This is a genomic window from Alteromonas sp. AWM4_230, from assembly GCF_056158305.1.
Window position 1 is genome coordinate 4,224,956 of sequence record NZ_JBSWTB010000001.1, and the last position, 19,302, is coordinate 4,244,257.

Sequence of the window (19,302 nt, forward strand, 5' to 3'; positions counted from 1 at the left end):
CATTCACGAAAATAATTCGTGTCTTACAAACTTAAAAGCAAGTGCGCCACTTTTGCAACGCACTTGCTTGTTTTTAGCTATGCGAACTGGGTCTTATTCAAGACCAACAGTCCATCCCGCAGTCCAGTCGTTATCAGCGTCTTTAACTGCGCCGATAAAGTCTACTGAAGAGAAGAAGCTGTCTAGCGTCGATACGTCAGTCGCAGCAGTTGCGTCTACTGTGTAGATACCGTTAAGTACTGTCGCAGTATTATCAAGTAGGCTGTTACCTGTTTGTGCGGTGAACCAGTCTTCTTGGCTAAAATCACCAGAATCTTTGATGTTTTCCGCACATGCTAGTACAGACGTTTCAAAAGTAAGTTGTGGGTCGTTAGTGCCGTCCATGTTAGCAAGTAGCGTAGTGTCGCCATCGCTTAGGTCAGCTTCGAAACATTCACCCATACCCGCTGGGCCAGTAACTACGAAGTTATAAAGCTGTGCATTTGTCTGGTCGCGAAGAAGAACGCCTTCAGAATCAGAGTCAGCAGTATCGAACTCGTTACCAATGATAGTCATGTTAGCAACCATTGGGTTAGAGAACGCAGTACCGTCACCGCCGTCACCGTCGCCTTCAATTGCGCGGTTAGCATCAGAGTTGTCTTCTGCGTGCTTAACAAGAACAAATTGTAGTTTACCTTTGTAACCGTTATCCCAGTCTACAGAGTCATCTTGGATGCCTGTTAGCGTAAGATATTTAACGTTTACTGCGCCACCGAAGAACTCAACACCGTCGTCTGCGTTTTTGTGTACTTGTACATACTCAACAGTAGTACCAGAACCCACACCACCAAACGTAATACCGTTTAGTTCGTTATCTGGGGCGATTTCGAAACCACCGTGCATTACGCGAACGTAGCGAAGCGTACCTGAACTGTCAGTGTTATCTGTACCACCGAACACTGCACCTTCTTGTGCACCTTCAACTTGAAGTGAACAGTCAGTACCGTCTTGAGGGCACTTAGTAGATTCGCCGTTACCTAGAACAATCATGCCGCCCCATTGACCAGCTTCACCCGCTTCAAGACCGCCAACAACGTGGTCACGTGAAGTGAATGTGATTGGGTCTTCAGCAGTACCGTTTGCATTAATTTCTGAGTCACGGCTGATTACTAGGTAGTCGTTACCAGATGCGCCATAAACAGTTACGCCTGGCTCAACAGTAAGCGTTGCGCTGTTTTCTTTGTCGCCACCTACAAATACTGCACCTGAAAGCGCGTAGAAGTTACCTTCTGTAAGCGTTAGGTCAGACGTGATGGTGCCAGACACTTCACACGTAGTGGTTGAACCGTCTACTGGTGTGATAGAAGTAGTACCCGATGGGCAGCCAGAAGCAGATTGTGCTAGTTCGATGTTACCGCCACCGAAGCCAAATGCCCAACCTTGACGCCAGTCATCTTCACCGATAGCACCGATGAATGTGTTTGCTTCAAAGAAAGTATCAAGCAACGTAGATGCGTCGCCACCGGCGGTAAGAAGGTCGCTTTGAGCTGTTAATGTGCCATCTGGGTTAAGACCAAGATTTGCGCGGTCTTCAAAGGCGATTAGCTGGTTGCCTTCTTGACCTGTAAACCACGCTTCTAGGTCAACTGCACCTTCTGGCGTGTTGAACGGCTCAGAACAAGCGATAGCTGAGTAAGTCATGGTTAGGTCACCGTCAGAAAGGTTAGCTTGAACCGTTTCGTCTGTGTCCATTTCTAAACACTCGCCCATTGCTTCTGGACCAGTGATAAGGAAGTTCATTAGGTTTGCGCCAGTTTGGTCGCGAAGTAGTAAACCTTCAGAATCTGCGTCAGCTGTGTCGAAAGTGTTACCGATAACTGTCATGTTTGCGATCATTGGCTTAGAGAATTCTAGGCCGTCACCACCGTCGCCGTCACCTTCAATACCGCGGTTTGCGTCAGAGTTGTCAGCAGCGTGCTGAACGTAAACATACTGAAGCTTACCTTTGTAACCGTTGTCCCAGTCTACTGAGTCATCTTGGTTAGCTGTTAAAACTAAGTGTTTCGCGTTTACCGCGCCACCGAAGAACTCTACACCGTCATCAGCGTTGCTGTGTACTTGTACATAGTCAACTTCTGTACCTGAACCAACACCACCAAAAGTGATACCGTTAAGTTCGTTGTCTGGCGCAATTTCAAAACCAGCGTATTTAACAACTACGTATTTAAGGATACCAGAGCTGTCTGTATCGTCTGTACCACCAAATACTGCGCCCTCTTCTGCACCTTCAACCTGAAGCGCACAATCAGAACCGTCTTGCGGGCATTTAGTTGAAGTACCGTTACCAAGGATAACTACACCACCCCATTGGCCTGCTCCAACTTCGTCACCTACAACGTCGTTGAAAGATGTCATGATGATTGGAGAAGATGCTGTGCCTTCTGCTTCAATTTGAGAGTCACGGCTAACTACAAGGTAATCTGCACCAGTGCGACCAAAGATGATTGTACCTTCTTCGATTGCTAGCGTTACGCTGTCTGCTTTGTCGTTACCAATAAATACTGGACCTTCAAGTGCCCACACTGTGTCATTAGTTAGCGTGATAACGCCTTGATCGTCAGCATCATCAGCTGTTAAACGACCAGAAAGAACGCGTACTTCAACCGACTGGCCGAACGCATCAGAAACTTCACCACTTAGGAAAGAGCTTACTTCACCTGGAGCTGTATCATCTGAACCAGTATCGCCACCAGTATCGCCACCAGTGTCGCCACCATTGTTATTAGTTACGCTGTTATCAATATCACCTTCACTGATATTAATATCGCCACCACAGCCAGCTAGCACAAGCGCTGTAGCAATAGCTGAAGCTTTGAAAAGTTGCTTAAGTTCCATGTGTTTCTCCAAGTACGGTATAATTATGGATTTTAAAAACGCGGAAACTTTAACTGAGGTAGATGACACATTTGTTACATTAAGGCACTGTAACAAAAGTTTCACATAAAAAGTTCAATTTTGAGCTAAAAAATCACACAATTAATGCTTAAAGCTCTATGGGACTTTATTTTTTGCTTATTTTCAGATAGTTGCAGAACTCACATTGGCCAAATTGGCTGAGATAAGTCTTTTATTCTTCATTGAAAATTGATCTTTTGTCTAAGATAAACCTGGTATTCATGAAGTTACATTACTGTTTTGTGACAAAATCATGACCACTCAAGGTTATTGGCACATGTGTTTTGGATAGTGCTTATTCAGTGAATAACCATGAAATCGTACGGCAACGCCGAAACGATTTCATCACATAAATTTGGCTTATTTATTCACCAAGTAATCGACGCTGGCGCACCAATACATCTTCACGAATAGGGAAATAGCCATCTCTTAACACCTGCTGCTGCCCTTCCTGTGACAAGATATAGCGCAAAAACTCCCGTTCTAAAGTAGGTAAAGGCTCGCCGGGCTTTTTATTTATCACTAAATAAAGAAAACGGGCAAAGGGGTAGGTTTCGTTGCGCACAGTGTCAATAGAAAGAGGGATTAAGCTATCTAGCGATTCACCTAGTGGCAGAGCGCGAACCCCGGCGGTTTTGTAACCGTAAGCGGCATAGCCAATAGCGCCAGTTCCACTAGCAACAGATAACACCACCGATGCAGAGCCAGGTTGTTCATTAACCGTATTTTTAAAGTCCCCATCACACAGCGCCATCACTTTAAACAAGCCATAAGTACCCGATACTGAATTCCGGCCGTACAGCCTGATGGGAGAACGGTAGCCTATATCGTTAACGCCGAGTTGAGACCAATTGGTTATGGCGGTATTGCTGCCACAAAACTGGGTTTCAGAAAATACGGCATCTACTTGCTCTAACGTCATACCTGGAAGTGGGTTTCGTCTGTCCACAAAGATTGCGATGGCATCCATCGCAACTTTTAAAACAGTGGGTGGGTAACCATGAACTCGCGTGAAGTCGCGTATTTCACTGGGTTTTAATTCCCGGCTCATGGGACCTATGGTGGCAGTACCTTCAATAAGTGCCGGCGGAGCGGTAGATGAACCAGATGCCTGAATTTGAAAGCCGACCTGAGGGTAGAGAGTTTTGAATTCCTGTGACCAAAAGGTCATCAAGTTTGCCAGTGTATCTGAGCCCACTGAGGATATTTTCCCTGCAACACCGGGCTTGCGTTCATAGGCGGGCACTTGATAAGTGCTTGGAACAGAAGAAGAGCTTTGCATAAGCTGAGTGCTGGCGAGTAATTTAAGTGGCATCAACAAGCTTATTACCAACAATAAGCTCATGAAACTATGGCATAGCCCATTCACTATGTTATGACGTTTGCTCACCAAGGTTTACTGCCTCTTAAGATTACAGCTGCTCTGCAATTAACTCGTTATCCAACACGAAGGAGAAGTTACTGCCCTCGCCCAACGTACTGGTTATCTCTAATCGAGAATTATGATGACTTAGCACGTGTTTTACAATGGACAACCCCAAGCCTGAACCACCGGTTTTACGGGAACGGGCTTTATCCACACGGTAAAAGCGTTCTGTTAAGCGATTAAGATGGTTCTGTTCAATGCCCTCACCGTTGTCTACAACAGAAAACTGCGCGCCACTCGTACCGCGGCGCCAATATACGTTTATCTCGCCACCAGCGGGGGTGTAATGAACGGCATTAAACACCAAATTAGAACAGGCACTGCGTAGTTCGGTTTCCACACCAAAGACATATAGCTCTTTGTCAATATGGAAGTTTATCGTGTGATTTTTTTCTTTATTCAGCGCTTGAGCTTCTCGTTCCACTTGCGCGAGGACCACGGGTATATTAACGGTATTTTCATAAATACGTTCCGAACTTGCTTCAATGCGCGATAGCACTAATAAGTCTTCAATTAAGTTTTGCATACGCTGGGTTTGCGATGTCATTTCTTTCATCGCTTTGTGCATAAACGGGTCTGACGCTTCATCAACCGGAAGAATTTCTAAGTACCCATTTATAACCGTGAGCGGCGTGCGAAGCTCGTGAGATACGTTCGCCACAAAGTCTTTACGCATTTCTTCAAGCTGAGATACACGCGTTATATCACGAGCAATCAGCAGAAGGTGCTCGTCGCCATAAGGCATTATCCGATATTCGAAAGTTTTATTGGGGTTCGTTGGCGACGGTACTTCAATAGGGTATTTATAGTTACCCGCGTGAAAATACTGAATAAATTCTGGGTGACGCAATAAATTGTCGATTCTACGGCCTGAGTCTTGAGGCCATTTCAACCCAAGATCTAAACGTGCAAGACGATTACACCAAATAATACAAGCCTTTGAGTCAACCACTACCGCTGCATCTGGTAAGGCTTCAGACCCCTCTCTAAAGCGTTTTACTAACTCGCCAAGCTCTTTACGCTTGTTGCGATTTCGACGCTGAAGGTAATAGATACCTTCATAAATATGCTCCCATACACCTCGCACGGTAGGAGGAGACATTTTGCGACTATGCCACAGCCAGCGATTCAGCTTATAAAGGTGCCAATAGTTAAACAGCAGTAACAAAGTCGCACCTATGGCGACAGCGAATAACATATCATCCAGGTACCACCCGACCAGCGCAAAAACCACAAGGAATAGCACTAAGCGCAAAGTACTTCTCAACCAAGAGAAAGGGTAATACATGAAATAGCTCGCGTTGTTGAAAGTGGAAATAGGCGTACGTTCAGATGGCACACAGACGTGAAGGGAATGGCGTCATACCACTCCCTAAACACCATATCTTATTAAAGCTTAGTAGAAAAACGGTAGCCTGCACCGCGTACAGTTTGGATCATAGCATCATGTCCGTGACGAGAGATAGCTTTGCGCAAGCGTCGAATATGTACATCTACCGTCCTGTCTTCAACGTAAACATTGGTGCCCCACACGTTATCAAGAAGAAGCTCTCGGCTGTATACTCGCTCTGGATGAGTCATGAAAAAGTGCAATAGCTTGAACTCTGTGGGCCCCATATCTAATGGCTCTTCATTGGCCATAACGCGATGCGATACAGGCTCAAGTTTAAGTCCGTTAAACTCAATGGGCTCTTCGTTTGATGTGGGCGTGACTCTGCGCATTACCGCTTTAATTCTTGCCACTAGTTCCTTCGGCGAGAAGGGCTTAGTCACATAATCGTCGGCACCAGCATCCAAGCCGCGAATTTTATCTTCTTCTTCACCACGGGCTGTTAGCATGATAACGGGAATGTCACGAGTAAACTCGTGTTGCTTTAAACTTTTAGCCAGTTGTACACCGCTTCCACCCGGTAGCATCCAATCCAGTAGAATCAAATCTGGGTAAGGCTCGCAAATTTTTTCTTGCGCGATGTCGAAATCTTCGGCTTCAATAATATTAAAACCAGATTGCTCAAGTACGAACTTAAGCATCTCACGGATAGGCGCTTCGTCCTCAACCACCAACACTGTACGAGACATCGTAATATTCCTGCTCATTTATAAACGCCGTTATTATTAATGTGGTCTGTGACAGTTTTATTAAAACGATTACATTAATGTGTCAAGTTTAATACGGTTTTAAAACACGCTTCGTCCAAAGTTTATACATACAATCTTGTTTATTCATACAATTGCGCATATTCTTGAATTGTCAAAAATATCTACATGTATGTAATTCAAAATGGTGCTTTCACCACAAGTGGGAGAATCATGCAAAGTCCGAAGTAACAGGGGTGTGTTTTTCTATGGCTGCGGTCAAGACAGGGTTATCAAGGAAGCTCTTAGCAAGGGTATTATCGGTATACTTTGCGCTCACACTTATTGTGACAGTAGGACAAATTTTCACAGAATATCTCAGCACCAAAAATCACGTTGAAAGCGAGCTTCAAACGTTAAAAAACACCTTTTCTTCTAGTCTTACTCGCGCGCTATGGGAGCTTAACAATGATCAAGTCCGAGCCATCGCTGAAGGGTTAATGTCGCTCCCAATAGTTGAAGGTCTGCAAGTTCGTGGTGAAAACGGTAACTACATTGCCGAGTACGGCATTCGGGTCCAGCGCTCTCCCGCGCCTGTCGACCAAGAGCTGATAGAGGATCATCCCGGAGGCGTTTTTAGCTATAGCTTCCCGCTTGTTTTCAAATTCTCTGGCCGTGAGTCTACCGTCGGCGATGTTACTTTATACTCAAGCTTCGACACTATATTTAGCCGTATTGAAGTAGGTGTTTTCTTTCTTATCGGCAACGCGATAGTGAAGACAACCTTCCTTGTTTTCTTATTTATGACAGCCTTTCGCACCATGCTCTCTGAACCCTTACAGTCCATCACTGAGCAAATGGGCAATTTCAACCCTCAGCACCCGGAAGAGAGTAAGTTCAACATCAAGCTGGATGATGATAACGAGCTATTGCAGCTTAAAGAATCGTACAACAATGTTATTGATGACCTTATCGCTTCAAATAATAAGTTGAATAATGCGCAAAGCGAGCTAACGCTTGCCAATAAAAAGTTAGATGATCAAAACCTTATTTTAGAACAGGAAGTGGCAAAAAAAACCGCGTCTTTGTCGCAAATCATGCTTGATTTAGAGCAGCAGAAAGATGAGCTTGTTGCTCACCAGCGAGAGCTGCGCCAGGAAAACGAAAATCGCCAGTATATAGAAGCAGAGCTTCGCAAACGTAACCAAGAACTCGCAAGCTCAATGGATACCCTTCACCAAGCGCAAGAGCAGTTAGTAGAGTCAGAGCGCATGGCTTCACTTGGCGGCCTTGTTGCCGGTATTGCACACGACGTAAACACGCCGTTAGGGGTGAGCGTCACCGCAGCCAGTTTTCTGCAAGAACGACTTAATAACTTAAAGACTGATTTTGAAGATAAAAGCCTGACCAGTAAAAATATGGCAAGCTTTATTGACGAAGCCGAGCAAACTGCGCTTTTACTTTTGAGTAACTTAGAGCGCGCATCAGACCTTATCGCCAGCTTTAAACAAGTGGCCGTTGACCAGACCAGTGAAACCGAACGCGAGTTTGTATTAGGCGATTACATCAACGAAATCATCCAGTCCCTAAAGCCGAGTTTCAAGCAAACCGAACATCAAATTAACCTAACCTGCCCTGACAATTTAGTAGTAACCTGTGCCCCCGGCGCTATTGCACAGATTGTTACAAATATGGTCGTTAACTCGCTTATGCACGGCTTTGAAGGCAAAAACGCAGGCACGGTAACCCTCGATGTAAAAGAAGAAGGTGATAATGTTGTTCTTTACTATAAGGATGACGGCAGGGGCTTAAGTGAAGAAGAATTAAGTCAATTGTTTGATGCTTTCTTTACTACTAAACGAGGCCAAGGTGGCAGCGGTTTGGGCACACATATTATGTATAATCTAGTTACGCAGTCCCTGCATGGCCATATTGAAGCCGACAGTACACTCGGCAACGGCTTACAGTACATCATTCGTTTTCCCAAAAAGAGTGTGTAAGCCTTTTTACTATTTTCAATTTGGGGCGCGCACTGCAAGCGCCCTTTTATGTATTTAACAACCCTTTATTCAATTGCACCGCAAGTCTTACGTTGGTACGCTTGCGCCCTATTTTTATTAAGAGAATGCTTACACTATGTGGTTTAAAAATGTAAAAGCCTATCAAATTACTCAGCCGCTATCGCTAGACGAGGGTGATTTAGAGCGAGTCTTAAACGAACATGCTTTTCGCCCGTGCGGCAGCCAAGATTTGGCAACCATGGGGTTTGCCTCTCCGTTTTCTCAGGCTGGTAAGCAAGGCACCATGTTTCATGTTGTTCAACAGCGTTTTTGGATAACGCTAAAGAAACAAGAAAAGATTTTGCCCGGTGCTGTGGTCAATGCCGAGCTTGACGAGATGGTAGCTAAAATTGAAATGGAAACCGGTTCACCAGTTGGCAAAAAAGCCAAAGCTGACCTTAAGCAAGAAATTCAGACACGCTTGCTGCCACAGGCCTTTACCAAAAACACCTACACCCACGGTTTTATTTCGCTTTCCGACAACTTGGTAGTGGTTGATGCGTCGTCTGACGGCAAAGCCGAAGCCTTTTTGGCCATGGTAAGAAAGGCCATAGGTTCACTTCCAGTAGTGCCGTTTACGCGTAGAAGCCTTCAAAGCGAACTTACGCATTGGGTTACTGAGTCAACACCAGAAGGCGTTGGGCTACTTGAAGAAGCTGAGCTTAAATCTACCGACGACACGGGCAGTGTTATTCGCTGTAAGAACCAGCCGCTTGATAGCGAAGAAATCAGTATTCACCTAGATGCCGGTAAGCTGGTTCAAAAAGTCGCGTTTGAATATGCAGAAACCCTAACGGCTATTATGTGTGAAGATGGCGCCATTAAGCGTATTAAGTTCACCGACCGCATTAAAGAAGAAACTGACGACGTACCAAAGGATCAGGTAGAAGCTCGCCTTGATGCAGAGTTTGCGCTAATGTCAGCAGAGATTTGTACGCTGCTGAACTTCCTTCGCGGTGCGCTTAATCTTAACGACGATAGTTTATAAGCGAACGGTAAGTAAATAATAAGCAAATGATAAAGGTAGCCTAGCGCTATCGAAAAGCCTAATTACCTAAGGGTCGTTAGGCTTTTTATTAGGGCCTGTTAATTAAGTTGCATGTTTGAACTGGCAACCGTCTCGAAGCGCAAATACTTCCTAGCTTTTTTAGCCCTTTTCCTAGCCTTTGCAAGAAAGTTGTCCAACCGCTTTAGGTGTAAGTTGGATAGTGAATTACCACAATAAAGCTCGTCTCTCCGGCTTCGTCTCGATAACCGTGGGGCTGGTCTGCACGCAATATACATTGCTCCTGAGCCTGATAGCTTTTCCACTGTCCATCTTGCAAAACCCCTAACTTTCCTTGTAGTACGTGAATATGTTCGGTGACACCAATTTGGTGAGCTGAAGAGTGCTGCTCATGAAAGCCTGTTAAGCATAGTTCGAACATCTCAAACTGAGTAGCTGAGTTAAACGGAAATAGCGTCTTTATGGTTACGTTTGGGTCGTTAGCGAACTTGTTATCGGCGTGTTGAGACGAAGGTGCTGTTTCGTCACCAGATAAGAAAGAAGAAAATGAACACGCAAGACCTGTGGCTATTTTCCACAGGGTAGCGATGGTTGGGCTAGACTCACCTCGTTCTATTTGCCCAAGCATAGCTTTCGATACCCCCGTCAACTTCGCTGTTTTATCAAGCGAAAGCCCCCTTGCTTTGCGAACAGACTGCAGGTGCTGTGCAATACTCCTTGAAATAGCAGAAGGCTGCCCATTTGCTTTTGTCATGTAATGAAGGCCTTTTATTTTGTCGCTGATGTTAATAAAGCAGTTGTGCGCTATAACGCACAAATGTTAAGTTATCCATTGTGCGTTATAGCGCACGAATAGGTAGAGTAGCACATTCGAAAGACGCTAAAAGCGTATTTTTATCGCTCAATCGTTTCCAATCGAATTCCATCACGAGGGTTTTCATGAATAAATGGAAGTTAAGTCATATCAGCGCAGGGCTTACCGCCGTTACGGTAGGTTATAGTAGTTCTGTTGTCATTATCATTGATGTTGCGCGCAAAGCCGGCGCTAGCGATGACATGGTAATAAGTTGGTTATTCGCGCTTGGTCTAGGAATGGGCATTACCTGTATTCTGTTTTCGTGGCTATCCAAACTGCCCGTTGTTACCGCTTGGTCTACCCCTGGTGCGGCTTTTTTGTTAACCAGTATCGGCGACTATAGTTTAAGTGAAGCCATTGGTGCATTTGTAATATGCGCAGTGCTTTCACTGATAACAGCGCAAAGTCGGACTTTACTTAAACAAATTAGTCGCATTCCTCCGGCCATTTCATCTGCACTTTTAGCCGGTATTCTTCTGCCTATATGCCTTGCTATATTTACCGATGTTAATGAAGCGCCGCACCTAGTCGCGTTATTTATTTCCGCTTATCTAATAGGAAGCCGACTATTCCCCCGCTATCTGATGCTGTTGTTACTGATTATGTCGGTGGGCATTAGTTTGTTTATGGGTAGTGCCAGCGGTGTTGTCGCTTTACCAAGTACCTCATCAGGGCTGCCATCAATAATTACTCTGCCCGAGCCGATTTGGGTAACGCCCACTTTCTCTCTCAGCGCCGCCATTGGCTTAGCCTTTCCTCTTTTTCTTATCACCACGCTTTCTCAAAACTTGCCCGGCATAGCTATTCATCACGCCCACGGCTATGCACCCGACCATAAGCCTATCTTATCAGGCATTGCCGTTATACAAGGTCTATTAGCACCGTTTGGTGGCTTTACTTTTAACCTAGCCGCTATCACAGCAGCACTTTGCATGGGTGAGCAGGCGGATAGAGAAAAATCACAGCGCTATAGAGCTGCCATAGCGGCCGGCGTGGCGTATTTATTTATGGGGCTGTTAGCGTCTGTGATCGTTACGTTATTTGTTAGCATGCCCAGTATCATTATTCATCTACTTGCAGGGCTCGCACTTTTAGGTACGCTGCAAGGGTCGGTGGTTCGCGCTATGGAAGTAGAGCATCACAGAGCCCCAGCACTGCTCACCATGCTGTGTACGGCGTCAGGCTTTAGCTTATTTTCTATGACTTCAGCGGTGTGGGGATTGGGTCTAGGTTTACTATTGCTGTTTGTTCAAAAGAAACCTGCTAACGCATAGTGTTGCTTATTATGCGCTGTACGTGTAGCTAACCTATATAACAAAAAGGCCGATACGTTTTGAGGTTTCACTTCTGTATCGGCCTAACACTACGGTGTAGATCTGAGGGGTAGCTTAAAAGCTTAACTGCTATAAGAAAATTTGCTTCGCGGCACTTGTGAGCTCTTCGAACTCATCAGAGTGAAGCTCGCCCATATCTTCGACCACACCACGCTGAATAGCTAAGTTTAGCATTGCGTCTTTTTGACTACCTGCCGCTCCCGAGACTGCCGCACCTACGCGAACAAAGTCAATATAGCTTAGCTCATCAGGAAGATAGCTTAAGTCTTTCCAGTTTTTCGCTACATTTACGAAGCTTTCACCAAAGCCCCATTCTCTCATTATGCTTGCACCAATGCGGCCCGCTAGTTTATCGATTGCCACTTCAAGGAAAGAAGGGTTTGCAAAAACTTCAGGGTGGCGCTCAGCTTCGGTCAAAATAGGCAGTACACCAATATTATGTACCAATGCAGCTAAAGTCATAGTATCCATGCTCATTTCCCGCTTTTTAGTGCGGGCTATATAAAGCTGTAATACCGCCATTGCACTGGCAACTATGTTTACCGTATTCGCCCATTCCTGTTGCAAATAACGAGCAACTACATCATTTTTAGATACAAACAGCTGCTCCATTGCTAGCGCGGTAGAGATATTCTTAATTTGTCGCAAACCAATACGGGTTACCGCCTGACTGATAGAGGTTACTTTAACACTGCGCCCCATATAAGCACTGTTTGCAATTTTGATCATTCTTGCACTAAGTGATGGGTCTTGTCCGATTACCTCGCCCATAGCATTAAGGTTAATGTCAGGGTCATCTGCTGCTTTACGGACTTTTAATGCGATAGCAGGAAGTGTAGGAAGGACCAGTGTGTCGTTGTTTATCTTTTCAACCAAGATGGTTGAAAGCGCGTTCTGTGTAGACATATTTCTACCCTTAGAAAGTTCCAAATTGCCTTGATAAGGCGATAGTTTGCGTTACCCGTTATCCACATAGCTAACATCAATCCTGATGCGCCAAATAAATCGAGTATTTGTGCGTTGCATTCCCTGCGCTTATTCACATAGGCCTCTATGTTTCACGCTAAAATACAAACCGTTTATTGTTTTATTATGGTATTTCTATCACCATACTATAGTAGCTCTTTAGTTTCGACCAACTAAAAAAGACAGGCTTAGTGCGAATGTTTAACGACCGCAGAAGCACAAGAGCTTAATCAAAGTATAGACAACAAGCAGCAAACCACTATTGATATTAAGCAAATAATTTTCATACTTTTGTATAAAATCAAAAGCATAGCTATAGTGAGTTACGCAAACACCTCCCCACATACTTAAATCAATACGGGAAAACGACACGGTAAACCTTATGATTAAAAAAACGACTTCAACTTATTCGCCTATTGCTGCTGCAGTAGCAGGGCTATTTATGCTGACCGCCTGCAGCAAAAGTGCCGATACAACGCAAACTCAAACGGCAAAGCCTGAAACCGATACAGCGCAAACCTTACTTGTAGACGAGTCCCGCTTGTCTATTTATCACGGTGTAGACCTTACCAGTGATTTATCACACCTTAATGACAACCAGCATAAAATGCTTTCGCTTTTAATCGATGCGTCGAAAATTATGGATGACCTGTTTTGGAAGCAGGCATTTTTTGAAGATAAAGATGCATTTCTTTCCTCGATAAGCGATGAAAAGGTACGTCACTTTGCAGCGATTAACTATGGTCCTTGGGATCGCCTAAATGGCGACACGCCATTTATTAGCGGCTATGAAGATAAAGCCCTAGGCGCTGAGTTTTATCCTCACGACATGGAAAAGGAAGAATTTGCTACGGCTGAGTTTGCCGACAAGCAAGGCTTGTATTCTATAGTGAAGCGCGATGAAGCAGGTAACCTTTATTCAGTGCCTTACTCTGAAGCCTTTAAGAGTGAGTTAATGAAAGCATCTGACCTACTAAAAAAAGCGTCAGAGCTAGCTGAAGATGAAAGCTTCAAGCAATACCTGCAACTGCGTTCTGAGGCATTGCTGTCTAACGATTATCTTGCCTCTGATATGGCCTGGATGGATATGAAGACTAACCCAGTAGAGCTGGTTATTGGCCCTATTGAAAGCTATGAAGACCAGCTATACGGCTACCGCACTGCCTTTGAAGCCTACGTGCTTATTAAAGATTTAGCATGGAGTGAAAAGCTGGCGAAGTACGCTGCTTTCCTACCTGAGCTTCAGCAAGGCCTTCCTGTTGCCGACGCTTACAAAGCTGAGATGCCAGGTTCTGATGCAGACCTTAATGCTTATGACGTTATCTATTACGCAGGCCACTCTAATGCTGGTAGCAAAACCATTGCGATTAACCTGCCAAATGACGAGCGCGTTCAGTTAGAAAAGGGAACCCGCCGTCTTCAGCTTAAAAACGCAATGCGCGCAAAGTTCGATACTATTTTGGTACCTATTGCAGATACGCTAATTGTGCCTGAGCAACGTGAGCACATTACGTTTGACGCCTTTTTCGCCAACACCATGTTTCACGAAGTGGCTCACGGTCTTGGTATTAAAAACACCCTAGACGGTTCGGGTACCGTGCGCGGTGCACTTAAAGAACATGCCTCAGCCCTTGAAGAAGGTAAAGCGGATATTCTAGGTTTGTACATGGTACAAAGTCTTCTTGAAAAAGGTGAAATTACCGAAGGTACACTAGAAGATTATTACGTTACCTTTATGGCCGGAATTTTCCGTTCTGTGCGTTTTGGAGCAAGCTCTGCTCACGGCAAAGCGAACATGATTCGTTTTAACTTTTTTGCACAGCAAGGTGCGTTTGAGAAAACAGAAGACGGCATGTATCGCGTAAATATGCAAAAGATGGGCGCCGCGGTAGAAGCACTTTCTGAATTGATCCTTACCCTTCAAGGCGACGGCGATTACGACGGTGTCGCAAAACTTGTAGAAACTATGGGTGTGATTAAGCCTGACCTTGCGTCAGATTTAGCGCGCTTAGAAGCAGCCAGCATCCCGGTTGATATTCACTTTAATCAAGGTAAGAAAGTGCTTGGGCTTGCTGAATAAGTCAATCGATTTCACTTATTTACCTCATTTATCTGCAGCGTAAATAAAAATGCCGCCCTTTGAATAAAGGGCGGCATTTTTTATCTTTAAGCGCAAACGTTACTCTACGTGTTGCTTCATATTTTCAGTATACGGAGGCCAGCCTAGCGGTTTGCCCGCCAACACGTGAAGGTGAATGTGATATACGGTTTGCCCACCGTATTCGTTACAATTCATGACAGTACGAAAGCCTTGGTCGGCAAAGCCTTGCTCCTTGGCAATTTTTGCTGCTACATATGACAAGTGCCCCACTACTTCGCGGTCTTCTTCAGCAATATCGTTTACCGTGGCAATTTGCTTTTTCGGAATAACCAGAAAATGAGTCGGAGCCTGAGGGTTTATATCTTTAAACGCCAGCGCCAGTTCGTCTTCGTACAAAATCTCTGCTGGAATTTCCTTGCTGATAATTTTATCAAAAATTGTTTCTGCCATGTCTCACATTCCTTTTTAATTAGGTGTTTAACTATTGCGTTAGCGAACGATGATGGTTCTCTCACCAACGCAATTACAAAGTCTTAACTACAGTGTTTTTACTCGGCTCGATGCCTTGTTTTATGCAAAAACAAACCATAGAAGTATTACGCCTAACGCTAAGCGATAGATAACAAAAGGCAGCATGCCTATACGGGATATCCAGCTTAGGAATAAATAAATACAAAGGTAGGCACTTACGAATGAAAATGCTGCACCATACAGCAATGCATACCAGTCGACGGCTTCATTTGCTTTAAGTAAATCTAAGGTGGCTAGCAACCCTGCACCTAAGATGACAGGTATAGACAGTAAGAAAGAAAAGCGCGCACAGGCTTCGCGTTTTAATCCTAGCATCAAGCCAGCGGTCATCGTTATACCCGAACGAGACGTCCCAGGAATCAACGCTAACACTTGGGCTAAGCCGATATAAATGGCTTGTTTTAGCGTTAGGCCTTCAAGTTCTTGTTCCCGCTTTGCTGTCGAGTCGGCATACCATAAAAGCAAACCGAAAATGATGGTGGTACCTGCGATCACCAATGCTGTACGTGCATTGTCTTCTATCCAGCTTTTCATCAAAAAACCAATGATGACCGCAGGAATAGTCGCCACAATAACGTACCACGCCAGTTTACTGTCGGTAGATTGCTGCTTGCTGAAGCCTTGAGTCACCCATGCTACTGTCATCTGCCCTATTTCTTGACGAAAATAGATCATAACTGCAAGAAGACTTCCCACATGTACTGCTACGTCAAACGCCAAACCTTGGCTTACCCAACCGAAAAGCTCAGCGGGTAGCAGCAAGTGCCCAGAGCTACTGATTGGAAGAAATTCAGTCACGCCCTGAATAATTGCTAAAATAATGATTTCGAAAAGTGTCATTCCTTTGCTTAACTCCAAGTAAAGTCAATTGGCCATAATTGCTGTTTCTGTTTATCAAAGTTTTGCCACATTTGGGCATAGGTTTCTTGCGTTTCAGGGTGAATGTCGTCGGGAACAAGTTCAGCTAACGGCCAAAGCACAAACGCGTTGTAACAAATCTCTTCGCGAGGCAAAACCACAGGGGATGTGGTTACCTTACTATCATAGGTAAGCAAATCGAGATCAAGGGTTCTTGCGCAGAATTTTTTGTCGGTATGCACTCTTCCATTGTCTTTCTCAATTGCCTTTAGTATTGCACACACCTCTTCAACATTTTTTGATGTTGTCGCCCGTGCGGCAGCATTATAAAAAGGACTGCCGTTGAAGCCTACAGCTTCGCTTTCATAAACGGAAGACACTGAAACATCTGAGAAGTGTTGTTTTAGGGCAACCAAAGACTGCCTAGTGTAATGCTCACGCTCAATATTGGAACCAATGCTGATTAAAATGGTATGTTCAGGCATTAGTTGCGCTCTTTTCGCATTTCAACGGCAACAGTTTGCGCATTAGGAAGAATATTAGGTTTAACGATTTTAAGCGTTATTGTTGAAACCGAGAAGTGAGCAAGTACGGTATCCATAACCTTGCTTCCGAAAGCCTCAAGTAGTTCGAACGTACTCTCTTTACCTACTTCCACGATGCACTCGGCTACTTTGGCATAATCTACCGTATCGGCAACATCATCACTTTGCATCGCCGCGCTTAAGTCAACATCAAGTGTTACATCGAGAAGTAGCTGGGTGGTTCTTACTCGCTCCCAGTCATAAACACCAATCAGGGTGTCTACTTCAAGCCCTGTTATATAAATTTTTCCCATGGAATTTTTTCATCTTGTCTGTTATCAACCCAGTTTATTGCCTTACTTTCCGGCTTCAATACTGGTCTTACTACTGCGCTTTCAACCACATATTGCTGGTAAACGGTGGTATATCGCGTTTGGATGGAGTAGCTTTACGCTTGTGTGGCACAACTATACCGCTGTATGACAACTGGGGGCAACCAAGGTTTTGTAATTTAATAGGACACAAGCCTTAACCCTCCTACAGGAGAAGTAAAACCCGACAGAAGGTAGTGCTTCTAAAACGCTTTTGATAATTAGAATGAAAAAATGATTTCGCTAACGCTTTTAATGGCTGCTGTTGCCTACCTCTTCGGTTCACTATCAAGTGCAGTGGTTATAAGCCAATTATTTGGTTTACCCGACCCAAGGACCGCTGGCTCTAAAAACCCAGGAGCAACCAATGTGTACCGCTTAGGTGGTCGTATTCCTGCGCTACTTGTACTTGTTATGGATATACTAAAAGGCACTATTCCCGTTTACGGCAGCTACTTTTTGGGTATAGAGCCAATAATGCTGGGCATAATTGCTATCTTTGCCTGTTTAGGCCATATATTTCCGCTTTATTTCGGTTTCAAAGGCGGTAAAGCCGTCGCTACCGCTTTTGGTGCCATGCTGCCTATCGGGCTCGATTTAGCAGGGCTGCTTGTTCTAAGCTGGGTAGTAGTGGTTTTTCTTACCGGCTATTCTTCGCTAGGTGCGCTCATTGCAGTGTCGCTAGCGCCACTTTTCACATTATTAATCAAACCTTTGTACACTGTGCCGGTAGCTATGCTCTCGCTGCTTATTATTTTACGTCATAAAGACAACATTGCCCGCCTGTTAGCAGGCAATGAAAGTAAGGTATGGGATAAAGGCAAAGTTAAAGAGTAAGTGCCTGCTGTAGTACATCCAGCTTTCCGTCTATAGGCGTAACAGGCGAAATACCCAATATTTTAGCCAGCGCTGGATAAACTTCTAGGTTGCTAAATGTAGGAATAGTGGTGTTCGTTTTAAACGCCGGCCCCACTGCAACAAAGGTCGCTCCCATATCGGGTACCGTATTTACGTAGCCATGGCCACCTTTACTCACATGCGTACTGTTAGCGTTTTTGAAACGGGCCGGTGGCGCAATTTCCAAAATAATATCGCCCGTTCTGTTTCCCACTTCCATGTGCCGCTGAGCGCGCTGGGTATCATTAAGCACAATGAAGCGGTTTTCGGCTATATGGGTAAGACGTTCTATTTCTTCGTTGATTTGTTTATCAGACACACCTTCTTTGGCATACAAGTGTACTTGGGCCCCTTCATTTTCAATAATGAAGCTATCAGGAATGGATAAAGACTCAACCTCTATAAGCTGGCTTTCATCAATAGGCGTCATGCCGTGGTCAGACACCACTACCAGATTTACTGGTAAGTCTAATGCATTAATACGCTTATAAAGTTGACCGATAAGCGCATCCACTTCCTGCACCGCATCATTGGTTTTATCGGCAAAAGGGCCTTCATCGTGTCCTACCGAATCGGTAAGCGAAAAATAGCTCGCGATAAAACGAGGGCGCGATACCTCGGGCAATTTTAGCCAGTTGATGATCTGATCAATACGCATCTGGTAGTCAGCATATTTTGAATAATGATAGAAATAAGTCGGAGAAGCACCCGATATGCGTGCGTCAGACTCTGGCCAGAAAAAGGTAGCAGCCTTCATCCCATGGTATTCCACTAAATTCCATAGCGGTGTTGCCGTGATCCAGGTGCTATCCATTTTGCCATAGCCTAACTGATATTTTGCATAACCGTCTTTTGTAGGACGTGATTTATCATAAAAGCGGTTATTCACAATACCGTGGTGTTTAGGAAGCAGCCCTGTGATCAACGAAATATGGTTGGGAAAGGTATTCGACGGATAAACAGGGGTCATTGATGACGCCCTTACGCCTTGCTTTGCAATGGTGCCAAGGTTCTCGGCGTTGTGTAACTCGATATAGTCGTGGCGAAAACCGTCAAGAGAAATTAACACGACATACTGGTCTTGCTGACTCCGTCGCTTTGTCTCTTTTGCTGATTCATTTGAAGGATTTTTACTTGAGGCAAGTGCATTAGGCGTGGCGAGCGCTGCAAAGAAAATCAAAATAAATAACGACAGCGCTAAAAATAATAGCGATGCATTTTGTTTTGTACCGTCTGTTGCTAAGCGCATGGTTTTTTTACGTCCTTACTCAAAGTTCATTTTGGTAAAATAAAAGGCAATGGGACGCGCTCCCATTGCCTTTACTTTTTGTTTGTCTATTTTGCCCGCTTGCTATGCTTGAT

16 protein-coding genes are annotated in these 19,302 nt (G+C 44.6%); 5 read left to right on the top strand and 11 right to left on the bottom strand.

Annotated features, from left to right (window positions below; genetic code table 11):
- Positions 1–93 precede the first annotated feature (93 nt).
- The 4 genes from ACXACS_RS18180 to phoB all read right to left on the bottom strand — a co-directional run bounded on the left by ACXACS_RS18180 (position 94) and on the right by phoB (position 6,439).
- Positions 94–2,874: a hypothetical protein gene (locus ACXACS_RS18180; RefSeq protein ID WP_474808690.1), complete on the bottom strand. Its 2,781-nt coding sequence runs from the start codon at positions 2,872–2,874 to the stop codon at positions 94–96.
- 424 nt (positions 2,875–3,298) lie between these two features.
- Positions 3,299–4,279 (bottom strand): PstS family phosphate ABC transporter substrate-binding protein, encoded by a 981-nt coding sequence (locus tag ACXACS_RS18185; RefSeq protein WP_474808692.1) that lies wholly within the window; start codon positions 4,277–4,279, stop codon positions 3,299–3,301.
- 67 nt (positions 4,280–4,346) lie between these two features.
- Positions 4,347–5,648, bottom strand: coding sequence for a phosphate regulon sensor histidine kinase PhoR (gene phoR / locus ACXACS_RS18190; RefSeq protein ID WP_474808694.1), 1,302 nt, complete (start codon positions 5,646–5,648; stop codon positions 4,347–4,349).
- Between the two features lie 101 nt (positions 5,649–5,749).
- Positions 5,750–6,439 carry a phosphate regulon transcriptional regulator PhoB gene (gene phoB, locus ACXACS_RS18195; RefSeq protein ID WP_118490259.1) on the bottom strand — a complete coding sequence of 230 codons (690 nt, stop codon included), beginning with the start codon at positions 6,437–6,439 and terminating at the stop codon, positions 5,750–5,752.
- Positions 6,440–6,705: 266 nt separating this feature from the next.
- Between phoB and ACXACS_RS18200 the strand changes: the two genes are divergently transcribed.
- The gene (locus ACXACS_RS18200; RefSeq protein WP_474808697.1) at positions 6,706–8,436 is read left to right on the top strand and encodes a sensor histidine kinase; all 1,731 of its coding nucleotides are present in this window, start codon (positions 6,706–6,708) and stop codon (positions 8,434–8,436) included.
- A 136-nt stretch (positions 8,437–8,572) separates the two neighbouring features.
- The gene (gene rdgC, locus ACXACS_RS18205; protein WP_474808699.1) at positions 8,573–9,484 is read left to right on the top strand and encodes a recombination-associated protein RdgC; all 912 of its coding nucleotides are present in this window, start codon (positions 8,573–8,575) and stop codon (positions 9,482–9,484) included.
- A gap of 202 nt (positions 9,485–9,686) precedes the next feature.
- Here rdgC and ACXACS_RS18210 read toward each other — a convergent pair whose 3' ends face one another.
- A complete protein-coding gene (locus ACXACS_RS18210) occupies positions 9,687–10,256 on the bottom strand; it encodes a helix-turn-helix domain-containing protein (RefSeq protein ID WP_474808701.1) in 570 nt (189 codons plus the stop codon).
- A gap of 185 nt (positions 10,257–10,441) precedes the next feature.
- Here ACXACS_RS18210 and ACXACS_RS18215 point away from each other — a divergent pair, with 185 nt between their 5' ends.
- Positions 10,442–11,632: a benzoate/H(+) symporter BenE family transporter gene (locus tag ACXACS_RS18215; RefSeq protein WP_474808703.1), complete on the top strand. Its 1,191-nt coding sequence runs from the start codon at positions 10,442–10,444 to the stop codon at positions 11,630–11,632.
- Positions 11,633–11,761: 129 nt separating this feature from the next.
- On the opposite strand, the gene ACXACS_RS18220 is transcribed toward ACXACS_RS18215, so the two are convergent.
- Positions 11,762–12,598: an HDOD domain-containing protein gene (locus ACXACS_RS18220; RefSeq protein WP_474808704.1), complete on the bottom strand. Its 837-nt coding sequence runs from the start codon at positions 12,596–12,598 to the stop codon at positions 11,762–11,764.
- Positions 12,599–13,043: 445 nt separating this feature from the next.
- Between ACXACS_RS18220 and ACXACS_RS18225 the strand changes: the two genes are divergently transcribed.
- Positions 13,044–14,738, top strand: coding sequence for a dipeptidyl-peptidase 3 family protein (locus ACXACS_RS18225; RefSeq protein ID WP_474809329.1), 1,695 nt, complete (start codon positions 13,044–13,046; stop codon positions 14,736–14,738).
- A gap of 99 nt (positions 14,739–14,837) precedes the next feature.
- Here ACXACS_RS18225 and ACXACS_RS18230 read toward each other — a convergent pair whose 3' ends face one another.
- From ACXACS_RS18230 to folB, 4 genes are all read right to left on the bottom strand, one after another.
- Positions 14,838–15,209, bottom strand: a complete 372-nt coding sequence (locus tag ACXACS_RS18230) for a histidine triad nucleotide-binding protein (protein WP_118490265.1) — start codon at positions 15,207–15,209, stop codon at positions 14,838–14,840.
- Between the two features lie 120 nt (positions 15,210–15,329).
- A complete protein-coding gene (locus tag ACXACS_RS18235; protein ID WP_474808706.1) occupies positions 15,330–16,130 on the bottom strand; it encodes an undecaprenyl-diphosphate phosphatase in 801 nt (266 codons plus the stop codon).
- Positions 16,131–16,138: 8 nt separating this feature from the next.
- Positions 16,139–16,633 (bottom strand): 2-amino-4-hydroxy-6-hydroxymethyldihydropteridine diphosphokinase, encoded by a 495-nt coding sequence (gene folK / locus ACXACS_RS18240; protein WP_179982380.1) that lies wholly within the window; start codon positions 16,631–16,633, stop codon positions 16,139–16,141.
- On the bottom strand, positions 16,633–16,986 hold the full coding sequence (folB, locus tag ACXACS_RS18245) for a dihydroneopterin aldolase (RefSeq protein ID WP_179982379.1): 354 nt from the start codon (positions 16,984–16,986) through the stop codon (positions 16,633–16,635). Before folB ends, folK begins: the two co-directional genes overlap by 1 nt.
- A 291-nt stretch (positions 16,987–17,277) precedes the next feature.
- Here folB and plsY point away from each other — a divergent pair, with 291 nt between their 5' ends.
- A complete protein-coding gene (plsY, locus tag ACXACS_RS18250) occupies positions 17,278–17,880 on the top strand; it encodes a glycerol-3-phosphate 1-O-acyltransferase PlsY (RefSeq protein ID WP_474808709.1) in 603 nt (200 codons plus the stop codon).
- Here the strand turns inward: plsY and ACXACS_RS18255 are convergent.
- Entirely contained in the window at positions 17,870–19,189 is a 1,320-nt protein-coding gene (locus ACXACS_RS18255; RefSeq protein WP_474808711.1) for an alkaline phosphatase family protein, read from the bottom strand. The genes plsY and ACXACS_RS18255 overlap by 11 nt on opposite strands.
- Between the last annotated feature and the right edge of the window lie 113 nt (positions 19,190–19,302).

Excerpts from the sequence above, each read along its gene's own strand:
- ACXACS_RS18210 (WP_474808701.1), bottom strand. The coding sequence starts at position 10,256 with ATGACAAAAGCAAATGGGCAGCCTTCTGCTATTTCAAGGAGTATTGCA.
- ACXACS_RS18235 (WP_474808706.1), bottom strand. The coding sequence starts at position 16,130 with ATGACACTTTTCGAAATCATTATTTTAGCAATTATTCAGGGCGTGACT.
- ACXACS_RS18215 (WP_474808703.1), top strand. The coding sequence starts at position 10,442 with ATGAATAAATGGAAGTTAAGTCATATCAGCGCAGGGCTTACCGCCGTT.
- ACXACS_RS18230 (WP_118490265.1), bottom strand. The coding sequence starts at position 15,209 with ATGGCAGAAACAATTTTTGATAAAATTATCAGCAAGGAAATTCCAGCA.
- ACXACS_RS18255 (WP_474808711.1), bottom strand. The coding sequence starts at position 19,189 with ATGCGCTTAGCAACAGACGGTACAAAACAAAATGCATCGCTATTATTT.
- phoB (WP_118490259.1), bottom strand. The coding sequence starts at position 6,439 with ATGTCTCGTACAGTGTTGGTGGTTGAGGACGAAGCGCCTATCCGTGAG.
- phoR (WP_474808694.1), bottom strand. The coding sequence starts at position 5,648 with ATGTATTACCCTTTCTCTTGGTTGAGAAGTACTTTGCGCTTAGTGCTA.
- rdgC (WP_474808699.1), top strand. The coding sequence starts at position 8,573 with ATGTGGTTTAAAAATGTAAAAGCCTATCAAATTACTCAGCCGCTATCG.
- ACXACS_RS18220 (WP_474808704.1), bottom strand. The coding sequence starts at position 12,598 with ATGTCTACACAGAACGCGCTTTCAACCATCTTGGTTGAAAAGATAAAC.
- ACXACS_RS18200 (WP_474808697.1), top strand. The coding sequence starts at position 6,706 with ATGGCTGCGGTCAAGACAGGGTTATCAAGGAAGCTCTTAGCAAGGGTA.
- ACXACS_RS18180 (WP_474808690.1), bottom strand. The coding sequence starts at position 2,874 with ATGGAACTTAAGCAACTTTTCAAAGCTTCAGCTATTGCTACAGCGCTT.
- ACXACS_RS18185 (WP_474808692.1), bottom strand. The coding sequence starts at position 4,279 with ATGAGCTTATTGTTGGTAATAAGCTTGTTGATGCCACTTAAATTACTC.
- folB (WP_179982379.1), bottom strand. The coding sequence starts at position 16,986 with ATGGGAAAAATTTATATAACAGGGCTTGAAGTAGACACCCTGATTGGT.
- plsY (WP_474808709.1), top strand. The coding sequence starts at position 17,278 with ATGATTTCGCTAACGCTTTTAATGGCTGCTGTTGCCTACCTCTTCGGT.
- folK (WP_179982380.1), bottom strand. The coding sequence starts at position 16,633 with ATGCCTGAACATACCATTTTAATCAGCATTGGTTCCAATATTGAGCGT.